At 59.0% G+C, this 17,579-nt stretch carries 14 protein-coding genes; 13 read left to right on the top strand and 1 reads right to left on the bottom strand.

Annotated features, from left to right (window positions below; translation table 11 throughout):
* The first annotated feature begins 20 nt into the window (after nt 1–20).
* The 7 genes from JQ848_RS01035 (at nt 21) to JQ848_RS01005 (ending at nt 8,458) form a co-directional block, all read left to right on the top strand.
* Entirely contained in the window at nt 21–1,379 is a 1,359-nt protein-coding gene (locus tag JQ848_RS01035) for a glutamine synthetase family protein (protein WP_003444610.1), read from the top strand.
* 71 nt (nt 1,380–1,450) lie between these two features.
* Complete coding sequence (locus tag JQ848_RS01030) at nt 1,451–2,815, top strand: aspartate aminotransferase family protein (RefSeq protein ID WP_003444612.1); 1,365 nt, start codon at nt 1,451–1,453, stop codon at nt 2,813–2,815.
* Between the two features lie 184 nt (nt 2,816–2,999).
* Nucleotides 3,000–4,112, top strand: a complete 1,113-nt coding sequence (locus JQ848_RS01025; RefSeq protein WP_003444615.1) for a polyamine ABC transporter substrate-binding protein — start codon at nt 3,000–3,002, stop codon at nt 4,110–4,112.
* Nucleotides 4,113–4,347: 235 nt separating this feature from the next.
* Nucleotides 4,348–5,442, top strand: coding sequence for a polyamine ABC transporter substrate-binding protein (locus JQ848_RS01020; protein WP_202210189.1), 1,095 nt, complete (start codon nt 4,348–4,350; stop codon nt 5,440–5,442).
* Nucleotides 5,443–5,511: 69 nt separating this feature from the next.
* Entirely contained in the window at nt 5,512–6,654 is a 1,143-nt protein-coding gene (locus JQ848_RS01015) for an ABC transporter ATP-binding protein (protein WP_010657423.1), read from the top strand.
* A complete protein-coding gene (locus JQ848_RS01010) occupies nt 6,651–7,571 on the top strand; it encodes an ABC transporter permease subunit (RefSeq protein WP_060781709.1) in 921 nt (306 codons plus the stop codon). Before JQ848_RS01015 ends, JQ848_RS01010 begins: the two co-directional genes overlap by 4 nt.
* The gene (locus JQ848_RS01005) at nt 7,568–8,458 is read left to right on the top strand and encodes an ABC transporter permease subunit (protein ID WP_060781708.1); all 891 of its coding nucleotides are present in this window, start codon (nt 7,568–7,570) and stop codon (nt 8,456–8,458) included. Before JQ848_RS01010 ends, JQ848_RS01005 begins: the two co-directional genes overlap by 4 nt.
* A gap of 110 nt (nt 8,459–8,568) precedes the next feature.
* On the opposite strand, the gene JQ848_RS01000 is transcribed toward JQ848_RS01005, so the two are convergent.
* Nucleotides 8,569–8,949: a COG4315 family predicted lipoprotein gene (locus JQ848_RS01000; protein ID WP_003437533.1), complete on the bottom strand. Its 381-nt coding sequence runs from the start codon at nt 8,947–8,949 to the stop codon at nt 8,569–8,571.
* A 151-nt stretch (nt 8,950–9,100) separates the two neighbouring features.
* Here JQ848_RS01000 and phoB point away from each other — a divergent pair, with 151 nt between their 5' ends.
* From phoB to JQ848_RS00970, 6 genes are all read left to right on the top strand, one after another.
* A complete protein-coding gene (gene phoB, locus JQ848_RS00995; RefSeq protein ID WP_003437538.1) occupies nt 9,101–9,793 on the top strand; it encodes a phosphate regulon transcriptional regulator PhoB in 693 nt (230 codons plus the stop codon).
* Nucleotides 9,794–9,892: 99 nt separating this feature from the next.
* The gene (gene phoR, locus JQ848_RS00990; RefSeq protein WP_177412991.1) at nt 9,893–11,221 is read left to right on the top strand and encodes a phosphate regulon sensor histidine kinase PhoR; all 1,329 of its coding nucleotides are present in this window, start codon (nt 9,893–9,895) and stop codon (nt 11,219–11,221) included.
* Nucleotides 11,222–11,343: 122 nt separating this feature from the next.
* Nucleotides 11,344–12,684 (top strand): hemolysin family protein, encoded by a 1,341-nt coding sequence (locus JQ848_RS00985; protein WP_003437542.1) that lies wholly within the window; start codon nt 11,344–11,346, stop codon nt 12,682–12,684.
* A gap of 197 nt (nt 12,685–12,881) precedes the next feature.
* Nucleotides 12,882–14,189 carry a CitMHS family transporter gene (locus JQ848_RS00980; protein WP_003437544.1) on the top strand — a complete coding sequence of 436 codons (1,308 nt, stop codon included), beginning with the start codon at nt 12,882–12,884 and terminating at the stop codon, nt 14,187–14,189.
* A 248-nt stretch (nt 14,190–14,437) separates the two neighbouring features.
* Complete coding sequence (locus JQ848_RS00975; RefSeq protein WP_003437547.1) at nt 14,438–16,096, top strand: Na/Pi cotransporter family protein; 1,659 nt, start codon at nt 14,438–14,440, stop codon at nt 16,094–16,096.
* Between the two features lie 90 nt (nt 16,097–16,186).
* Nucleotides 16,187–17,569: a M16 family metallopeptidase gene (locus JQ848_RS00970; RefSeq protein WP_003437558.1), complete on the top strand. Its 1,383-nt coding sequence runs from the start codon at nt 16,187–16,189 to the stop codon at nt 17,567–17,569.
* Nucleotides 17,570–17,579 lie beyond the last annotated feature (10 nt).

Here is a 17,579-nt window from a genome sequence, read left to right as displayed (position 1 = left end):
CACTCAGCCCAGAGGCATTTATGAGTAACAACCTCGACCAGCTCACCGATTGGTTGAAAGACCACAAGATCACAGAAGTCGAATGCATGATCGCCGACCTTACCGGGATTACACGCGGGAAGATTTCGCCGACCAACAAGTTCATTGCCGAAAAAGGCATGCGCCTGCCCGAGAGCGTTTTGCTGCAAACCGTAACGGGCGACTATGTCGAAGACGACATCTACTACGAGCTGCTGGACCCTGCCGATATCGACATGATCTGCCGTCCGGATCAGAACGCTGTCTTTATGGTGCCCTGGGCGATCGAGCCTACGGCCCAGGTGATTCACGACACCTACGACAAACAAGGCAACCCGATTGAGCTGTCGCCGCGCAACGTGCTGAAAAAGGTCCTCAAACTCTATGCCGACCACGGCTGGCAGCCGATCGTGGCGCCAGAAATGGAGTTTTACCTGACCAAGCGCAGCGACGACCCGGACTACCCGTTGCAGCCGCCGATCGGGCGTTCAGGACGCCCGGAAACCGGCCGTCAGTCGTTCTCCATTGAAGCGGCCAACGAATTCGATCCCCTGTTCGAAGATGTATACGACTGGTGCGAGCTGCAAGAACTGGATCTGGACACCCTGATCCACGAAGACGGCACCGCGCAGATGGAAATCAATTTCCGTCACGGCGACGCACTGTCGCTGGCCGACCAGATTCTGGTGTTCAAACGCACCATGCGCGAAGCCGCGCTCAAGCACGACGTAGCCGCTACCTTCATGGCCAAACCCATGACCGGCGAACCGGGCAGCGCCATGCACTTGCACCAGAGCATCATCGACATCGAAACCGGCAAAAACATCTTCTCCAATGAAGATGGAACCATGAGCCAGCTGTTCCTGAATCACATCGGCGGCTTGCAGAAGTTCATTCCCGAACTGCTGCCACTGTTTGCACCGAACGTGAACTCCTTCCGCCGCTTCCTGCCTGATACCTCGGCGCCGGTAAACGTGGAATGGGGCGAAGAGAACCGCACCGTAGGTCTGCGCGTACCGGATGCCGGCCCGCAAAACCGCCGGGTCGAGAACCGCCTGCCGGGGGCCGACGCCAACCCGTACCTGGCCATTGCTGCCAGCTTGCTGTGCGGCTACATCGGTATGGTGGAAGGGATCAATCCGAGCGCGCCAGTGGTGGGCCGCGGTTATGAGCGCCGCAACCTGCGCCTGCCGCTGACCCTGGAAGAAGCCCTGGCACGCATGGAAAGCAGCAAGACTGTAGAGAAATACCTGGGCACCAAATTCATTGCGGGTTACATCGCAGTCAAACGTGCCGAGCATGAAAACTTCAAGCGTGTCATCAGTTCGTGGGAGCGGGAATTCCTGCTGTTCGCCGTCTGATCCACCCCGTCTGTCACCAGAGTGCTGCGCCAGGAAGGCGCGGCACCTAACGGAATAAAGGAGAGTGCTTTATGACTAACAAGAACCCGCAAACCCTCCACTGGCAACAACTGAGCAACGACCATCACCTGGCGCCGTTCAGTGATTTCAAGCAATTGAAAGAAGTCGGTCCACGCATTGTCACCCACGCCAAGGGCGTGTACCTGTGGGACAGCGAAGGGCACAAAATTCTCGACGGCATGGCCGGCCTGTGGTGTGTTGCCATTGGCTACGGACGTGACGAACTGGCCGATGCGGCCAGTAAACAAATGCGCGAGCTGCCGTACTACAACCTGTTTTTCATGACCGCTCACCCGCCAGTACTCGAGTTGTCCAAGGTCATCGCCCAGATTGCCCCTGAAGGCATGAACCACGTGTTCTTCACCGGTTCCGGCTCTGAAGGCAACGACACCATGCTGCGCATGGTTCGCCACTACTGGGCGATCAAGGGCCAGCCCGAGAAGAAGGTCATCATCAGCCGCAAGAACGGCTACCACGGCTCAACCGTGGCCGGCGCCAGCCTGGGCGGCATGACCTACATGCATGAACAGGGCGACTTGCCGATCCCGGGCATCACGCACATCGCGCAACCGTACTGGTTCGCGGAAGGCGGCGACATGTCCCCGGAAGAGTTCGGTATCTGGGCTGCCAACCAGCTGGAAGAAAAGATCCTCGAAATTGGCGTCGACAAGGTCGGGGCCTTTATTGCCGAGCCGATTCAGGGCGCAGGCGGCGTGATCATTCCGCCAGACACCTACTGGCCGCGCATCAAGGAAATCCTGGCCAAGTACGACATCCTGTTCGTGGCTGACGAAGTCATTTGCGGCTTTGGTCGCACCGGTGAGTGGTTCGGTAGCGATTTCTACGACCTCAAACCCGACATGATGACCATCGCCAAGGGCCTGACCTCGGGTTACATCCCCATGGGTGGCCTGATTGTGCGCGACGAAGTGGTCGCCGTGCTTAACGAAGGTGGCGATTTCAACCACGGTTTCACCTACTCCGGTCACCCGGTAGCCGCCGCAGTTGCGCTGGAAAACATCCGCATCCTGCGCGAAGAAAAAATTATCGAGAAGGTTCACGCCGAAACGGCACCGTATTTGCAAAAGCGTCTGCGTGAACTGAACGATCACCCGTTGGTGGGCGAAGTGCGCGGTGTGGGTCTGCTGGGAGCCATTGAACTGGTTCAGGACAAAGCCACCCGCAAACGTTATGAAGGCCGTGGCGCTGGCATGATTTGCCGGCAGTTCTGCTTTGAGAACGGGCTGATCATGCGCGCCGTGGGCGACACCATGATCATCTCGCCGCCGCTGGTGATCAGCAAGGACGAGATCGACGAGCTGGTAACCAAGGCCCGTAAGTGCCTGGATCTGACTCTGGAAGTACTGCAAGGTTGACCGCCAGGCTCCGGGTGAATGACATCGGCGGTTTTATTGCCGGCAATTGCGCTCGGAGCCTTAAGAATCAAGGCTCTTCCCTTGAAAGCCTGCCCCGGATCTTGCCAGACTACCCGCCGGCTTTAGTCATCCTGAGATCAGGTCGCTGAATCGGTGGTTTAAAAGAACAATTGGAGCATTACAGATGAAGGCATCAGGTTTTAAAAAAGCTGGCAAGACCCTTCTCGCCCTGTCCTTGATGGGGGTGATGGCTGGGGCAGTTCAAGCCGCGGACAAGGTTCTGCACATCTACAACTGGTCCGACTATATCGCGCCCGATACCGTCAAAAAGTTTGAAGACCAGACCGGTATCAAAGTGGTTTACGACGTGTTCGACAGCAACGAGACCCTCGAGGCCAAACTGCTGGCGGGCAAGTCCGGCTACGACATCGTCGTGCCATCCAACAATTTCCTGGCCAAGCAGATCAAGGCCGGGGTTTACCAGGAACTGGACCGCTCCAAGCTGCCAGACTGGAAAAACCTCGATCCTGCGTTGCTCAAGGCCGTTGGCGATGCCAGCGACAAAGACAACAAACACGCCTTCCCGTACATGTGGGGCACTATCGGTATCGGCTACAACCCCGAGAAGGTCAAAGCCGCACTGGGCGTCGATACCATCGATTCCTGGGACGTGCTGTTCAAGCCGGAAAACGCTGCCAAGCTGAAAAGCTGTGGCATCAGCTTCCTCGACTCGCCGACCGAAATGATCCCGGCCGCCCTGCACTACCTGGGCTACCCGACCGACTCCCAGGACAAGAAGCAACTGGCTGAAGCCGAAGCACTGTTCCTGAAGATTCGTCCTTCGGTGGGCTACTTCCACTCGTCCAAGTACATCTCTGACCTGGCCAACGGCAATATCTGCGTAGCCGTGGGTTACTCGGGCGACCTGGAACAGTCCATCTCCCGTGCCAAGGAAGCCGGTGGCAAGGTCAAACTGAAATATGCGATTCCGAAAGAAGGCGCCGGCAGCTTCTACGACATGGTCGCCATTCCCAAGGATGCCGAGAACGTTGATGCCGCTTACGCCTGGATGAACTTCCTGATGCAGCCAGAAATCATGGCTGAAATCACCAACAGCGTGCGTTTCCCGAACGGTAACAAGGCTGCAACGCCGCTGGTGAATAAAGACATCTCCGGTGACCCGAGCATTTATCCATCGGATGAAGTGAAAGCCAAACTGTATGCCATCAGCGATTTGCCGCCTGCAACCTTGCGCCTGCTGACTCGCAGCTGGACCAAGATCAAATCCGGTAAATAAGGTCCCTTTGCAGGAGCGCACTTGCTCGCGAGCTGTTCAGATCCCCGGGATCGCCGGCAAGCTCGCTCCTGCAGGAGGGCAAAATCACGGAAAATCATGGCTTTAGGGCAATAAATCGCAGAAAACTTTGCCGTGTCGGTTTATCGAGGGTAAGTTGCGCGCCGGTTTTGTCTTTGCCAGCTCTGCTGCCGTGTGACGCGGGCCACCGAGGCCCGACTATTTAGAGGACCACCACGTGTCTACATCCTTGTTTCGCAAGACCCTGCTGGTCGGAGCTGGTTTGACGCTTGCCGTCAGCGTTCAAGCGGCACCCACCGTGCACATTTACAACTGGTCGGACTACATAGCCCCGAACACACTGGCCGATTTCGAAAAGACTACCGGCATCAAACCGGTGTATGACGTCTTCGACTCCAACGAAACCCTGGAAGGCAAACTGCTGGCAGGCCGCACCGGTTACGACGTGGTCGTTCCGTCGAACCACTTCCTGGGCAAGCAGATCAAAGCGGGCGCATTCCAGAAGCTGGACATGTCGCAACTGCCTGACTACTCCAACCTGGACCCGGTCCTGCTCAAGCGTCTGCAGGCCAATGACCCGGGTAACCAGTACGCGGTGCCGTACCTGTGGGGCACCAACGGTATTGGCTACAACGTCGATAAGGTCAAGGAAGTACTGGGCGTCGATTCCATCGACTCCTGGGACCTGGTGTTCAAACCCGAGAACATGAAGAAGCTGCAATCGTGCGGCGTGGCTTTCCTGGACTCGGCCGATGAAATGCTGCCCACCGTGCTCAACTATCTGGGCCTGGATCCAAACAGCACCAACCACGAAGACTACAAAAAAGCTGAAGCTACCCTGATGTCGGTGCGTCCTTACGTCACCTACTTCCATTCTTCCAAATACATTTCCGACCTGGCCAACGGCAACATCTGTGTTGCGATCGGCTTCTCCGGTGATGTATTCCAGGCCAAGGCACGTGCCGAAGAGGCCAAAAAAGGCGTCAACATCGCCTATATCGTTCCCAAGGAAGGCGGCGCCCTGTGGTTTGACATGCTGGCGATCCCCAAGGACTCCGGCAACGTCAAGGAAGCCCACGCATTCATCAATTACCTGCTCAAGCCTGAGGTGATTGCCCAGGTCAGCGATTATGTTGGCTATGCCAACCCTAATCTTGCCGCAGACAAAGTGATGGACGAGTCCATCCGTACCGACGAAGCGGTTTACCCGACCCAGGCGGTGCTGGACAAAACTTACGTTTCAACCGAACTACCCCCGAAAACGCAACGTCTGATGACGCGCACGTGGACCAAGGTCAAGACGGGTAAATAACTCGCAAGACCACCTATCCAAGGCCCGACCCTATTGATCGGGCTGCTAAATTTGTTGGGAGTTTCGTAAATGGCTGTTGCCTCCGGCGCCTATAAGAAAGCCCTCGAGGGCGACCACACCCCTAAACAGGTGTTGGTCAAAATCGACCGGGTCACGAAGAAATTCGACGAGACGATTGCCGTGGACGATGTGTCCCTGGAAATCAACAAAGGCGAGATCTTCGCCATGCTCGGCGGATCGGGATCGGGCAAATCCACCTTGCTGCGCATGCTCGCCGGTTTCGAGCGCCCAACAGAAGGCCGTATTTTCCTGGATGGCGTAGACATCACTGACATGCCGCCCTATGAGCGGCCGATCAACATGATGTTCCAGTCCTACGCCCTGTTCCCGCACATGACCGTGGCCCAGAACATCGCCTTTGGCCTCAAGCAGGACAAGATGTCCTCTTCGGAGATCGATGCCCGGGTAGGCGAAATGCTCAAACTGGTGCACATGACCCAGTACGCCAAGCGCAAGCCCCATCAACTGTCCGGCGGTCAGCGTCAGCGTGTGGCCCTGGCCCGTTCGCTGGCCAAGCGCCCGAAGCTGCTGCTGCTCGATGAGCCGATGGGCGCACTGGACAAAAAACTGCGTTCGCAAATGCAGCTCGAGCTGGTGGAAATCATCGAGCGCGTCGGCGTGACCTGCGTCATGGTGACCCACGACCAGGAAGAGGCCATGACCATGGCCCAGCGCATTGCGATCATGCACCAGGGCTGGATCGCCCAGATCGGCAGCCCGATCGACATCTATGAAACGCCGGTCAGCCGTCTGGTCTGCGAATTCATCGGCAACGTCAACCTGTTCGACGGTGAAGTGGTGGACGACGCCGAAGGCTATGCGCGCATCAACTGCCCGGAGCTGGAGAACGACATCTACGTGGGTCATGGTGTGAGCACCTCGGTAGAGGACAAACACACGACCTACGCGATCCGTCCGGAAAAAATGCTGGTCACCACCGAAAAGCCGACCTGTGAATACAACTGGTCGCGGGGCAAGGTGCATGACATTGCCTACCTGGGCGGCCACTCGGTGTTCTACGTTGAACTGCCCGGCGGCAAGATTGTCCAGTCGTTTGTCGCCAACGCCGAGCGCCGCGGCGCCCGTCCGACCTGGGACGACGAAGTTTACGTCTGGTGGGAAGACGACAGCGGCGTGGTACTGCGCTCATGAACCTTCGAAAATTCAAGCGCCGCCTGCAACGAATAACCCCCGGTGGCCGGCATATGGTCATCGGGATTCCATTCCTGTGGCTGTTCCTGTTTTTCATGCTGCCGTTCTTCATCGTCCTGAAGATCAGCTTCGCCGAAGCCGACGTGGCGATTCCGCCGTACACCGAGATCTACAGCTACGTTGACCAAAAGATTCAGCTGCTGCTGAACCTGGGCAACTACGCGATGCTGGGTGACGACGAGCTGTATATCGCCGCTTACCTGGGCTCGCTGAAGATGGCTTTCTTCAGCACCGCGTTGTGCCTGCTGATCGGCTATCCGATGGCCTATGCCATTGCCAATGCGCGCAAAGAGATGCAGACCGTGCTGGTGCTGCTGATCATGATGCCGACCTGGACTGCGATCCTGATCCGCGTTTACGCGTGGATGGGCATTCTCAGCAACAACGGCCTGCTCAATGGTTTCCTGATGTCGATGGGCTGGATCAGCGAACCGCTGCAGATCCTCAACACCAACATCGCGGTGTATATCGGCATCGTCTATTCGTACCTGCCGTTCATGATCCTGCCGCTGTACGCCAACCTGGTGAAACACGACCACAGCCTGCTGGAAGCCGCGTCCGACCTGGGCTCGAGCACCTTCAACAGCTTCTGGAAAATCACCGTTCCGCTGTCCAAGAACGGCATCATCGCCGGCTGCATGCTGGTGTTTATCCCGGTGGTGGGCGAGTTCGTGATCCCGGAACTGCTGGGCGGCCCGGAAACCCTGATGATCGGTAAAGTGCTGTGGCAAGAGTTCTTCAACAACCGTGACTGGCCGGTAGCCTCTGCGCTTGCCGTGGTAATGCTGGCGATCCTGATCGTGCCAATCATCCTGTTCAACCGCAGCCAGGCTAAAGAACTGGAGGGCAAGATATGAATCGCTTCCGTTTTTCCAGCTTTATGCTGGTCGCAGGCTTGTTGTTCATCTACTTGCCGATGCTGATTCTGGTGATCTACTCGTTCAACGCTTCCAAGCTGGTGACGGTGTGGGGCGGCTGGTCGCTGAAGTGGTACGTGGGCCTGCTGGACAACACGCAACTGATGGGCTCGGTGATGCGCTCGCTGGAAATCGCTCTGTACACGGCGATTGCAGCGGTGGCGCTGGGGACCCTGGCAGCATTCGTGCTGACCCGCATCAGCCACTTCAAGGGCCGCACGCTGTTCGGCGGCCTGGTAACTGCACCGCTGGTGATGCCTGAGGTAATCACCGGTCTGTCGCTGTTGCTGCTGTTCGTGGCCATGGCGCAAATGATCGGCTGGCCCCAGGAACGCGGGATCGTCACCATCTGGATCGCCCACACCACGTTCTGTTCGGCCTATGTGGCCGTGGTGGTGTCGTCGCGCTTGCGCGAGCTGGACCTGTCGATCGAAGAGGCGGCCATGGACCTGGGCGCCAAGCCGTGGAAAGTGTTCTTTTTGATCACCATCCCGATGATCGCGCCGTCACTGGCGGCGGGCGCCATGATGTCGTTCGCCCTGTCCCTGGATGACCTGGTACTGGCCAGTTTCGTGTCCGGGCCGGGTTCCACCACCTTGCCGATGGAAGTGTTCTCGGCGGTACGTCTGGGGGTCAAACCCGAGATCAACGCCGTGGCCAGCCTGATTCTGCTGGCGGTGTCGCTGGTGACCTTCCTGGTGTGGTTCTTCAGCCGCCGCGCCGAAGAACACCGCAAAAAGGCGATCCAGCAAGCCATCGACGAAGCCTCGGCCGAGTCCTGGAAACAACCTGATGTACGCCGTCCGAAATCGCCCACAGCGGCATAAGACAGCGCCATAAAAAACCTCGCCTCCTGCAAAGGAGGCGAGGTTTTTTTATGGCTGGAAACAACCTGCAGGAGCAAGCTCGCTCCTGCAGGGGCAGAGGAGTATGCGGGTCAGGGCTTGGCCACTTTCCACGCACCGTCCATTTTGCCGTCGCCAGTCTTGTCACCGGCTTGCTTGTCCATGACAAAGGTGTACAGCGGCTTGCCGTCATAGGCCCATTGCTGGGTGCCGTCATCACGCTTGACCATGGTCCACTTGCCCATGTTGTTATGGTTGCCCTCGACCATCAGTGGCGGCCAGTTGGTAGCGCATTTGTCGTTGCACATCGATTTGCCGTCCGCATCCTTGGCGAAGGTGTAGAGCGTCATGCCTTTGTGGTCGACCAGCATGCCGTCTTTGGCCATTGCCGGATCAGCCGCGAACGCCAGGCCCGGCAGGGCCAATGCAGCAGCGACCACTAAAGCTTTCAGGGAAAAAGAGCTGCGAATCATCGGAATCGTCCTTTTGTGGTTGTACGATTTGAACTCAAAGCGTAGTTCAGTAACCTGCATCCCGTGGGCAACACCCAGGACTGTCACACGACTGCAATAATTCCGTTATCTAATGCGCCACAAGACAGTTAAATGACACGAGGATTACGGCATGGCTGGCAGGAGCATTTTGATTGTTGATGACGAGGCACCGATCCGCGAAATGATTGCAGTAGCCTTGGAAATGGCAGGCTACGACTGCCTTGAAGCCGATAATGCCCAGGATGCCCATGCCATCATCGTTGACCGCAAACCGGACCTGATCCTGCTGGACTGGATGCTGCCCGGCGGCACTTCCGGCATTGAACTGGCCCGCCGCCTCAAGCGCGAAGAGCTGACCAGCGACATCCCGATCATCATGCTCACCGCCAAAGGTGAAGAGGACAACAAGATTCAGGGCCTGGAAGTCGGGGCTGACGACTACATCACCAAACCGTTCTCGCCCCGTGAACTGGTGGCCCGCCTCAAAGCCGTGCTGCGCCGTGCCGGACCTGCCGACAGTGAGTCACCCATTGAGATTGGCGGTTTGCTGCTCGACCCCATCAGCCACCGCGTCACCATCGACGGCACCCCTGCCGAGATGGGCCCTACCGAATATCGCCTGCTGCAGTTCTTCATGACCCATCAGGAACGTGCCTACACCCGCGGCCAACTGCTCGATCAGGTGTGGGGCGGCAACGTGTACGTGGAAGAGCGCACCGTGGACGTTCACATCCGCCGGCTGCGCAAAGCCCTCGGCGAGGCTTACGAAAATCTGGTACAAACCGTGCGCGGCACCGGCTACCGGTTTTCGACCAAAGCTTAAAAGCAGCAGCACGTCATCAACTGCAACCTGAAGGTCCGGAGCTGTCTGGCTCCTGGCTTGACGCTTGTAACTTGAGGCTTGCAGCTCACAACTGGACTTGTGATCTTGAATCAAAATTGGCATGGCACTCTGATTCGTCATTTGCTGCTTCTGGTCGCCGGCTGCTTGCTGGTCGGGCTGATCAGTGGTTATTACGGCTGGAGCATGGCAATCGGCCTGGCGTTCTATCTGGGCTGGACCCTCAAGCAGTTGCTGCGCCTGCATAAATGGCTGCGCCAGCACAAACCCGATGAAGCGCCCCCCGACGGCTATGGCCTGTGGGGCGATGTGTTTGACAGCATTTACCACCTGCAACGCCGTGATCAAAGGGCACGCGGGCGCCTGCAAGCGGTCATCGATCGCGTGCAGGAGTCTACGGCAGCCCTCAAGGACGCTGTGATCATGCTCGACAGCGACGGCAACCTCGAGTGGTGGAACCGCGCCGCAGAGACCTTGCTGGGCCTTAAAACGCCCCAGGACAGCGGCCAGCCGGTCAGCAACCTGGTGCGCCACCCGCGTTTCAAGGAGTACTTCGAGCAGGGCAGCTATGCCGAGCCGCTGGATATCCCCTCACCGATCAATGATCACCTGCGCATCCAGCTCTACATCACCCGCTACGGCAACAACGAACACCTGATGCTGGTGCGCGACGTCACCCGCCTGCACCAGCTCGAACAAATGCGCAAAGACTTCATCGCCAACGTCTCCCACGAACTGCGCACCCCGTTGACGGTGATCTGCGGTTACCTGGAAACCCTGCTCGATAATGTCGATGACGTGAACCCGCGCTGGAAACGTCCGCTTTCGCAAATGCAGCAACAGGGCGAGCGCATGCAGACCCTGCTCAATGACCTGCTGCTGCTGGCCAAGCTGGAAGCCACGGATTACCCCTCGGACAACCAGCCGGTGGCCATCGATACCCTGTTGCGCTCGATCAAGGGGGATGCCCAGGCATTGTCCGGGCAACGCAACCAGACCATCAGTCTGGAGATCGAGGCCGATGTGGCGCTCAAAGGCAGCGAAGCCGAATTGCGCAGTGCTTTTTCCAATCTGATATTCAACGCGGTCAAATACACCCCCGATGGCGGCAGTGTGAAAATCCGCTGGTGGGCCAACGCCGCGGGCGCGCACCTTAGCGTGCAGGACTCGGGCGTGGGCATCGACAATAAACACCTGCCGCGCCTGACCGAACGTTTCTACCGTGTCGACTCCAGCCGCAACGCCAGCACCGGCGGTACCGGGCTCGGCCTGGCCATCGTCAAGCATGTACTGCTGCGCCATCGAGCAAGCCTGGAAATCAACAGCGTGCTGGGACATGGCAGCACTTTTACCTGCCATTTCGCCCCGGCGCAGGTGACAAAACCCGGCCTCCCGCCACTGACCGACTAGCCGCCATGGCCTTTACCCACTAGGCAAGGGCCGCCTCAGCCGCTACATTGCTCGGCGTCAGTCTGCGTAGCAGACTCGAACCTCCCCATTTTTTGAAACAACGGAACCATTAAAACTCCATCATGGACCCTTCCCCTGGCTTGACCCTCGCCACACTCTTCGCCGACTTCGGCATGATTCTTTTTGCACTGGTCCTGGTTTTGCTCAACGGTTTCTTCGTTGCGGCGGAATTTGCCATGGTCAAACTGCGCTCGACCCGGGTCGAGGCCATCGCGGACGTGAACGGCTGGCGCGGACAGATCCTGCGCACCGTACACAACCAGCTCGATGCTTACCTTTCTGCCTGCCAGCTGGGTATCACCCTGGCGTCGCTGGGCCTGGGCTGGGTCGGCGAACCGGCGTTCGCCCATATCCTGGAGCCTGTACTGGGCGCCATGGGCGTCGAGTCGCCCGAAGTGATCAAGGGCGTGTCGTTCTTTGCCGCCTTCTTCATCATTTCTTACCTGCACATCGTGGTCGGCGAACTGGCGCCCAAATCCTGGGCCATCCGTAAACCCGAGACCCTGTCGCTGTGGACAGCCGTGCCGCTGTACCTGTTCTACTGGGCCATGTACCCGGCGATTTACCTGCTCAACGCCAGCGCCAACGCCATTTTGCGGATTGCCGGCCAGGGTGAACCCGGCGCCCATCACGATCACGCTTACAGCCGTGAAGAACTGAAGCTGATCCTGCACTCCAGCCGCGGTCAGGACCCGAGCGACCAGGGCATGCGTGTTTTGGCCTCGGCAGTGGAAATGGGCGAACTGGAAGTGGTCGACTGGGCCAATTCCCGCGAAGACCTGGTCACCCTGGACTCCAAGGCGCCGCTGAAAGAAATCCTGGCGCTGTTCCGTCGCCACAAGTTCAGCCGCTATCCGGTCTACGACGCCGAGAGCAACACCTTCCTGGGCCTGCTGCACATCAAGGACCTGCTGCTGGAACTGGCCGACCTTGAGCACTTGCCCGAGACCTTCAACCTGGAAGAGCTGACCCGGCCGCTGGAGCGTGTATCGCGCCACATGCCGCTGTCGCAGCTGCTGGAGCGGTTCCGCAAGGGCGGCGCGCACTTTGCCCTGGTGGAAGAAGCAGACGGCAAGGTGGTTGGCTACCTGACCATGGAAGACGTGCTGGAAGTACTGGTGGGCGACATCCAGGACGAACACCGCAAGGCCGAGCGCGGCATTCTGTCGTACCAGCCGGGCAAACTGCTGGTGCGCGGCGACACGCCACTGTTCAAAATCGAGCGCCTGCTGGGTGTCGACCTTGACCACATCGAAGCCGAGACCATTGCCGGCCTGATCTACGACACCCTCAAGCGGGTGCCGGAAGAAGAAGAGAAGCTGGAAGTTGAAGGCCTGCGCATCATCATCAAAAAGATGAAAGGCCCAAAAATCGTCCTGGCCAAAGTCCTCAAGCTGGATTAATACCTGCCCCCCCTATACCTGCAGGAGCAAGCTCGCTCCTGCAGGATCAGGTCCCCGCGTCAGAATATTCACCGGCGACAGCTGGCTGAAAGAATTCCCCTCTAGCATCCCGTCACCTCCGGCAACAGACCGGCCGGCCTGACAGCACCCCCATCGCTGCCAGCGCCCAATAAACAACAATAACAACGGTGACTTTTATGCTGACCTTCCTTGGCTTTGCCATGGTCATTACGTTCATGTACCTGATCATGACCAAGCGCCTGTCGGCGCTGATTGCCCTGATCCTGGTACCCATCCTGTTCGCAGTATTTGGTGGCTTCGCACCCAAGATCGGTCCGATGATGCTCGAAGGCATCACCAAACTCGCCCCCACCGGGGTGATGCTGATGTTTGCCATCCTCTACTTTGCCCTGATGATTGACTCCGGGCTGTTTGACCCCGCCGTACGCAAGATCCTCAAGCTGGTTAAAGGCGACCCGCTGAAGATCGCCGTGGGCACCGCGGTACTGGCGCTGGTGGTCTCACTCGACGGCGACGGCGCGACCACCTACATGATTTGCGTGGCCGCCATGCTGCCGCTCTACAGCCGGATTGGCATGAGCCCGCGAATCATGGCCGGCTTGATCATTCTGGCCGGGGGCGTGATGAACATGACGCCCTGGGGCGGCCCGACCGCCCGTGCCGCCAGCGCCTTGCATGTCGACCCTTCGGACATCTTCGTGCCGATGATTCCAGCGATGCTGGCAGGCTGCGTGGCCATCCTGGCAATTGCCTGGTTCTACGGCCTGCGTGAGCGCGCACGCCTGGGCGAGTTGCACCTGCAGGGCGACGAAATTGATCACAGCGAAATCAGCGTCTCGCAGTTCCCGGACGCCCGCCGGCCAAAACTGATCTGGTTCAACGGTGCCTTGACCCTGCTGCTGATGGTCACCCTGATCGCCGGCCTGCTGCCTTTGCCCGTGCTGTTCATGGTCGCGTTCAGTATCGCGATGATCGTCAATTACCCTTGCCTGCAACAGCAAAAGGATCGCGTCGCAGCCCATGCCGGCAGCGTACTGGCAGTGGTCGGGCTGATTTTTGCCGCGGGCATTTTCACCGGCATCCTGTCGGGCACCGGCATGGTCGACGCCATGTCCAAAAGCCTGCTGGCCGTGATCCCGCCGGCACTCGGGCCTTATCTGGCGGTGATTACCGCACTGGTGAGCATGCCGTTCACCTTCTTCATGTCCAACGATGCGTTCTACTACGGCGTGTTGCCGGTACTGGCCGAAGCCGCCAGCCACTACGGGATTACGGCCGCCGAAATGGCCCGCGCCTCGATCGTGGGCCAGCCGGTTCACTTGCTCAGCCCGTTGGTGCCCTCCACCTACTTGCTGGTAGCCCTGGCCGGCATCGAATTCGGTGACCACCAGCGCTTCACCCTCAAATGGGCGGTACTGGTGTGCCTGTGCATCATGGTGGCGGCCCTGTTGCTGGGAACATTCCCGCTGTACAGCAGCCTCTGACCCGGCACGGGCCGGGTTGCCAGCGATAGATTCAGCTCGGTTTATCCGCAAGACCGAGGTGCTGCCATCGCTGGCAAGCCGGCGCCCACAGGTGCCTGGACCGGGCGAATGTTTCAGAAATGTTTCAAGACCTCGCGAGCTATGCGATGCTGGCGCTCAGCTCAATTGCCGACTACAGCTTAAGAAACGTCTGTAGGAATGATCCGCAGCTATTTGATCCTCAGGTACATCCTTTACAGGGAGCCAGCATGCTGACCCTGCTCAACCTGCTTTCCGCCGTGACCTTGCTGATTTGGGGCACGCATATCGTGCGTACCGGCATCTTGCGGGTCTACGGCACAAACCTGCGTCATGTCATCGGGCAGAACGTGTCCAAGCGCATGCTGGCCTTTGTCGCCGGTATTGTGGTCACGGCCATGGTGCAGAGCAGTAACGCCACCGCGATGCTGGTCACCTCATTTGTCGGCCAGGGGCTGATGACCCTCACTCCCGCGCTGGCAACCATGCTCGGCGCAGACGTCGGTACGGCCTTGATGGCACGGGTGCTGACCTTCGACCTGTCATGGCTGTCACCGCTGCTGATTTTCCTCGGGGTGATCTTCTTTCTGTCGCGCAAGCAAACCCGCGCCGGGCAGCTGGGCCGGGTCGGGATCGGCCTGGGCCTGATCATTCTGGCCCTGCAACTGATAGTCGAAGCCGCCGGCCCCATCACCCATGCCCAAGGGGTAAAGGTGATTTTTGCCTCGCTGACCGGCGACCTGCTGCTCGATGCCCTGGTTGGCGCCCTGTTCGCGATGGTGTCCTACTCCAGCCTGGCCGCCGTGCTGCTGACCGCAACCCTGGCCGGTGCCGGGGTAATCAGTCTGCACGTGGCGATCGGCCTGGTGATCGGCGCCAATATCGGCAGCGGCGTGCTGGCGCTCATCAGCACCAACATGCAAAACACCGCCGGGCGTCAGGTGGCATTGGGCAGCCTGCTGTACAAGCTGATCGGCTTGCTGCTGATCATGCCCGTGCTCGATCCGCTCGTGGCCTGGATGGACAGCCTCAACTACAGCGCACAGGAACTGGTCATCGGCTTTCACTTGCTCTACAACACCGTGCGCTGCTTCTTGATGTTGCCTACCGTAGGGCTGATGGCGCGAATCTGCGCTTGGCTGCTGCCTGAACGCGAGCAAGCCAACGGCGCCATCAAGCCGCGCCATCTCGACCCTGCTGCGCTCGACACACCGAGCCTGGCACTGACCAACGCGGTGCGCGAAACCCTGCGTATCGGCGACCTGATCGACACCATGCTGGTCAACACCCTTGACGTACTGCGCGGCAAGCAAACGGCCGTGACCCAGCAGATGCGCACCCTGAGCGATGAAGTCGAGGTGCTGTACAGCGCGGTCAAACTCTACCTGGCACAAATGCCCCGGGAAGACTTGAGCGAACAGGACAGCCGCCGCTGGGCAGAAATTATCGAGCTGGCGATCAACCTCAAACTCGCCAGCGACCTGATCGAACGCATGCTGCGTAAAGTCCAGCAGCAGAAAACCTCGCAACGCCGCTCGTTCTCGGAAATGGGCCTGGAAGAACTGGTGGGCCTGCAAACCCAGTTGATCGAAAACCTGCGTCTGGGGCTGACCGTATTCCTCAATGGCGATCCGCAAAGTGCGCGCCAGCTACTGCGTGAAAAACGCCGTTTCCGCGCCCAGGAACGGCGCCTGGCCCACGCCCACGTCAACCGTCTGCAACGCAAGATCACCCAGAGCATCGAGACCAGTTCAGTGCACCTGGAGCTGATCGCAGACATGAAACGCCTTAATTCGCTGTTTTGCGGCAGCGCCTATGCGGTGCTGGAAACAGCCGATATCGGGGCGCTGGAACTGGATGACGCGGATGACACCCCGCATTTGCCTTGAACGTTGCGCGCCGGGTTGTTGTCAGTCTGTAAGCAGCGACTAACCTGCACCGACTGCTGCACTACCCCAACAAGGATTCAGGGATTTTTTATGCGTTGCCTGCTGCTCATCTGCCTGCTGCTGGGTACTGTCCCAAGCTTTGCCCTCGATCGTTACAGCGTGGAGGGCTACCAGTTGCCCAACGGCCTGCAACTGATCCTCAAACCCGGTACCGAACGCGGACATGTGGCCATCCGGTTAGTGGTGGGCGTGGGCCTGGACGACTTCAGCTGCGCCGATCAACAACTGCCGCACCTGCTGGAGCACCTGTTGTTCAGCGGCGTCGACGACACCGGTGAAGGCGGCCTGGAGCAGCGCATGCAAGCGCTGGGCGGTGAATGGAACGCCTTCACCAGCCATGCCGACACCACCTTCGTGATCGAAGCCCCGGCCAAAAACCAGCGCAAGATTCTCGACCTGTTGCTGAGCCTGCTCACCCGCACACAATTCACCGAGCAGCGGATCAACGACGCCAAACAAGTGGTCGAGCGCGAAGACGGTGGCCATTACTCGCACTTGCAGCGCTGGCTCGACCGCCAGGACCTGGGCCACAGCGCCAGTAATCAACTGGCGGTTGAGCTGGGGCTCAAATGCGCCGAGCGCGCGCAAGTAAATAATCTGACACGTGAGCAACTGGAAGCCGTACGCCAGAACTGGTATGCCCCCAACAACATGACGCTGATCATCGTGGGGGATCTTGACCGCCTGCTCCCGGCGTACCTGGAGCGCACCTATGGCGCCCTGGAGCCGGTAGAGCCCACCGAACACAAACCTTTGGCGGCAATCGCAGCCAAGGCCGAGCCCGAACGCGACCTGCTGCGCGGCGTGGTCGGCGACACCGTGCAACTGCACTGGCTGTTGCCGGAGCCGGTCATCGAAGGCCAGAGCGATGAAACCTGGGACCTGCTCAGGGATTATCTGGAGTGGGCGCTGTACAGCGAGCTCCGGCTCAAGCACGGCTTGTCTTACGGCCCCTGGGCCGAGCGCGAGGTGTTCGGTGGCGTAGGCTTTTTAAGCCTCAATGCCGATCTTGACCGCGACGATGTAGCGCAAGCACGCCAGGTTGTAGAGCAACTGAAGACCCGACTGCTCAAAGAAGGGCTGGACCCTGAGGTTTTTGCTCGCCTCAAAAATGCCGCCATTGCCCGTCAGGCATGGGCCGTCCAAGGCAACAGCGCGCTGGCCGATTATTACTGGGCTTCGCTGGGTGACTACGATGATGGTCACTTTTATGACCCGGCCAGACAGCTGCAAGCCATCAGCCTCAAGCAGGCCAATGCGGCTCTGCACGAGCTGTTTGCCGAACCCGGCTATATGCGGATCGAAAAACCGCTGTTCAGCTACAACAGTCTGAGCCTGGTGATCCTTGGCGGGCTGGCGTTGCTGATCATCATCGGGGTGGGCTGGCGCGCCTGGCGTCATCGTCGGCGTTAAGCCGCAATTG

The organism is Pseudomonas paraversuta, assembly GCF_904067025.1.
GTDB lineage: Bacteria > Pseudomonadota > Gammaproteobacteria > Pseudomonadales > Pseudomonadaceae > Aquipseudomonas > Aquipseudomonas paraversuta.
This window is presented reverse-complemented; position numbering and strand designations above follow the sequence as displayed.

Excerpts from the sequence above, each read along its gene's own strand:
- JQ848_RS01000 (WP_003437533.1), bottom strand. The coding sequence starts at position 8,949 with ATGATTCGCAGCTCTTTTTCCCTGAAAGCTTTAGTGGTCGCTGCTGCA.
- JQ848_RS00980 (WP_003437544.1), top strand. The coding sequence starts at position 12,882 with ATGCTGACCTTCCTTGGCTTTGCCATGGTCATTACGTTCATGTACCTG.
- JQ848_RS01030 (WP_003444612.1), top strand. The coding sequence starts at position 1,451 with ATGACTAACAAGAACCCGCAAACCCTCCACTGGCAACAACTGAGCAAC.
- JQ848_RS01025 (WP_003444615.1), top strand. The coding sequence starts at position 3,000 with ATGAAGGCATCAGGTTTTAAAAAAGCTGGCAAGACCCTTCTCGCCCTG.
- JQ848_RS01035 (WP_003444610.1), top strand. The coding sequence starts at position 21 with ATGAGTAACAACCTCGACCAGCTCACCGATTGGTTGAAAGACCACAAG.
- JQ848_RS01010 (WP_060781709.1), top strand. The coding sequence starts at position 6,651 with ATGAACCTTCGAAAATTCAAGCGCCGCCTGCAACGAATAACCCCCGGT.
- JQ848_RS00985 (WP_003437542.1), top strand. The coding sequence starts at position 11,344 with ATGGACCCTTCCCCTGGCTTGACCCTCGCCACACTCTTCGCCGACTTC.
- JQ848_RS01005 (WP_060781708.1), top strand. The coding sequence starts at position 7,568 with ATGAATCGCTTCCGTTTTTCCAGCTTTATGCTGGTCGCAGGCTTGTTG.
- JQ848_RS00970 (WP_003437558.1), top strand. The coding sequence starts at position 16,187 with ATGCGTTGCCTGCTGCTCATCTGCCTGCTGCTGGGTACTGTCCCAAGC.
- JQ848_RS01015 (WP_010657423.1), top strand. The coding sequence starts at position 5,512 with ATGGCTGTTGCCTCCGGCGCCTATAAGAAAGCCCTCGAGGGCGACCAC.
- phoB (WP_003437538.1), top strand. The coding sequence starts at position 9,101 with ATGGCTGGCAGGAGCATTTTGATTGTTGATGACGAGGCACCGATCCGC.
- JQ848_RS00975 (WP_003437547.1), top strand. The coding sequence starts at position 14,438 with ATGCTGACCCTGCTCAACCTGCTTTCCGCCGTGACCTTGCTGATTTGG.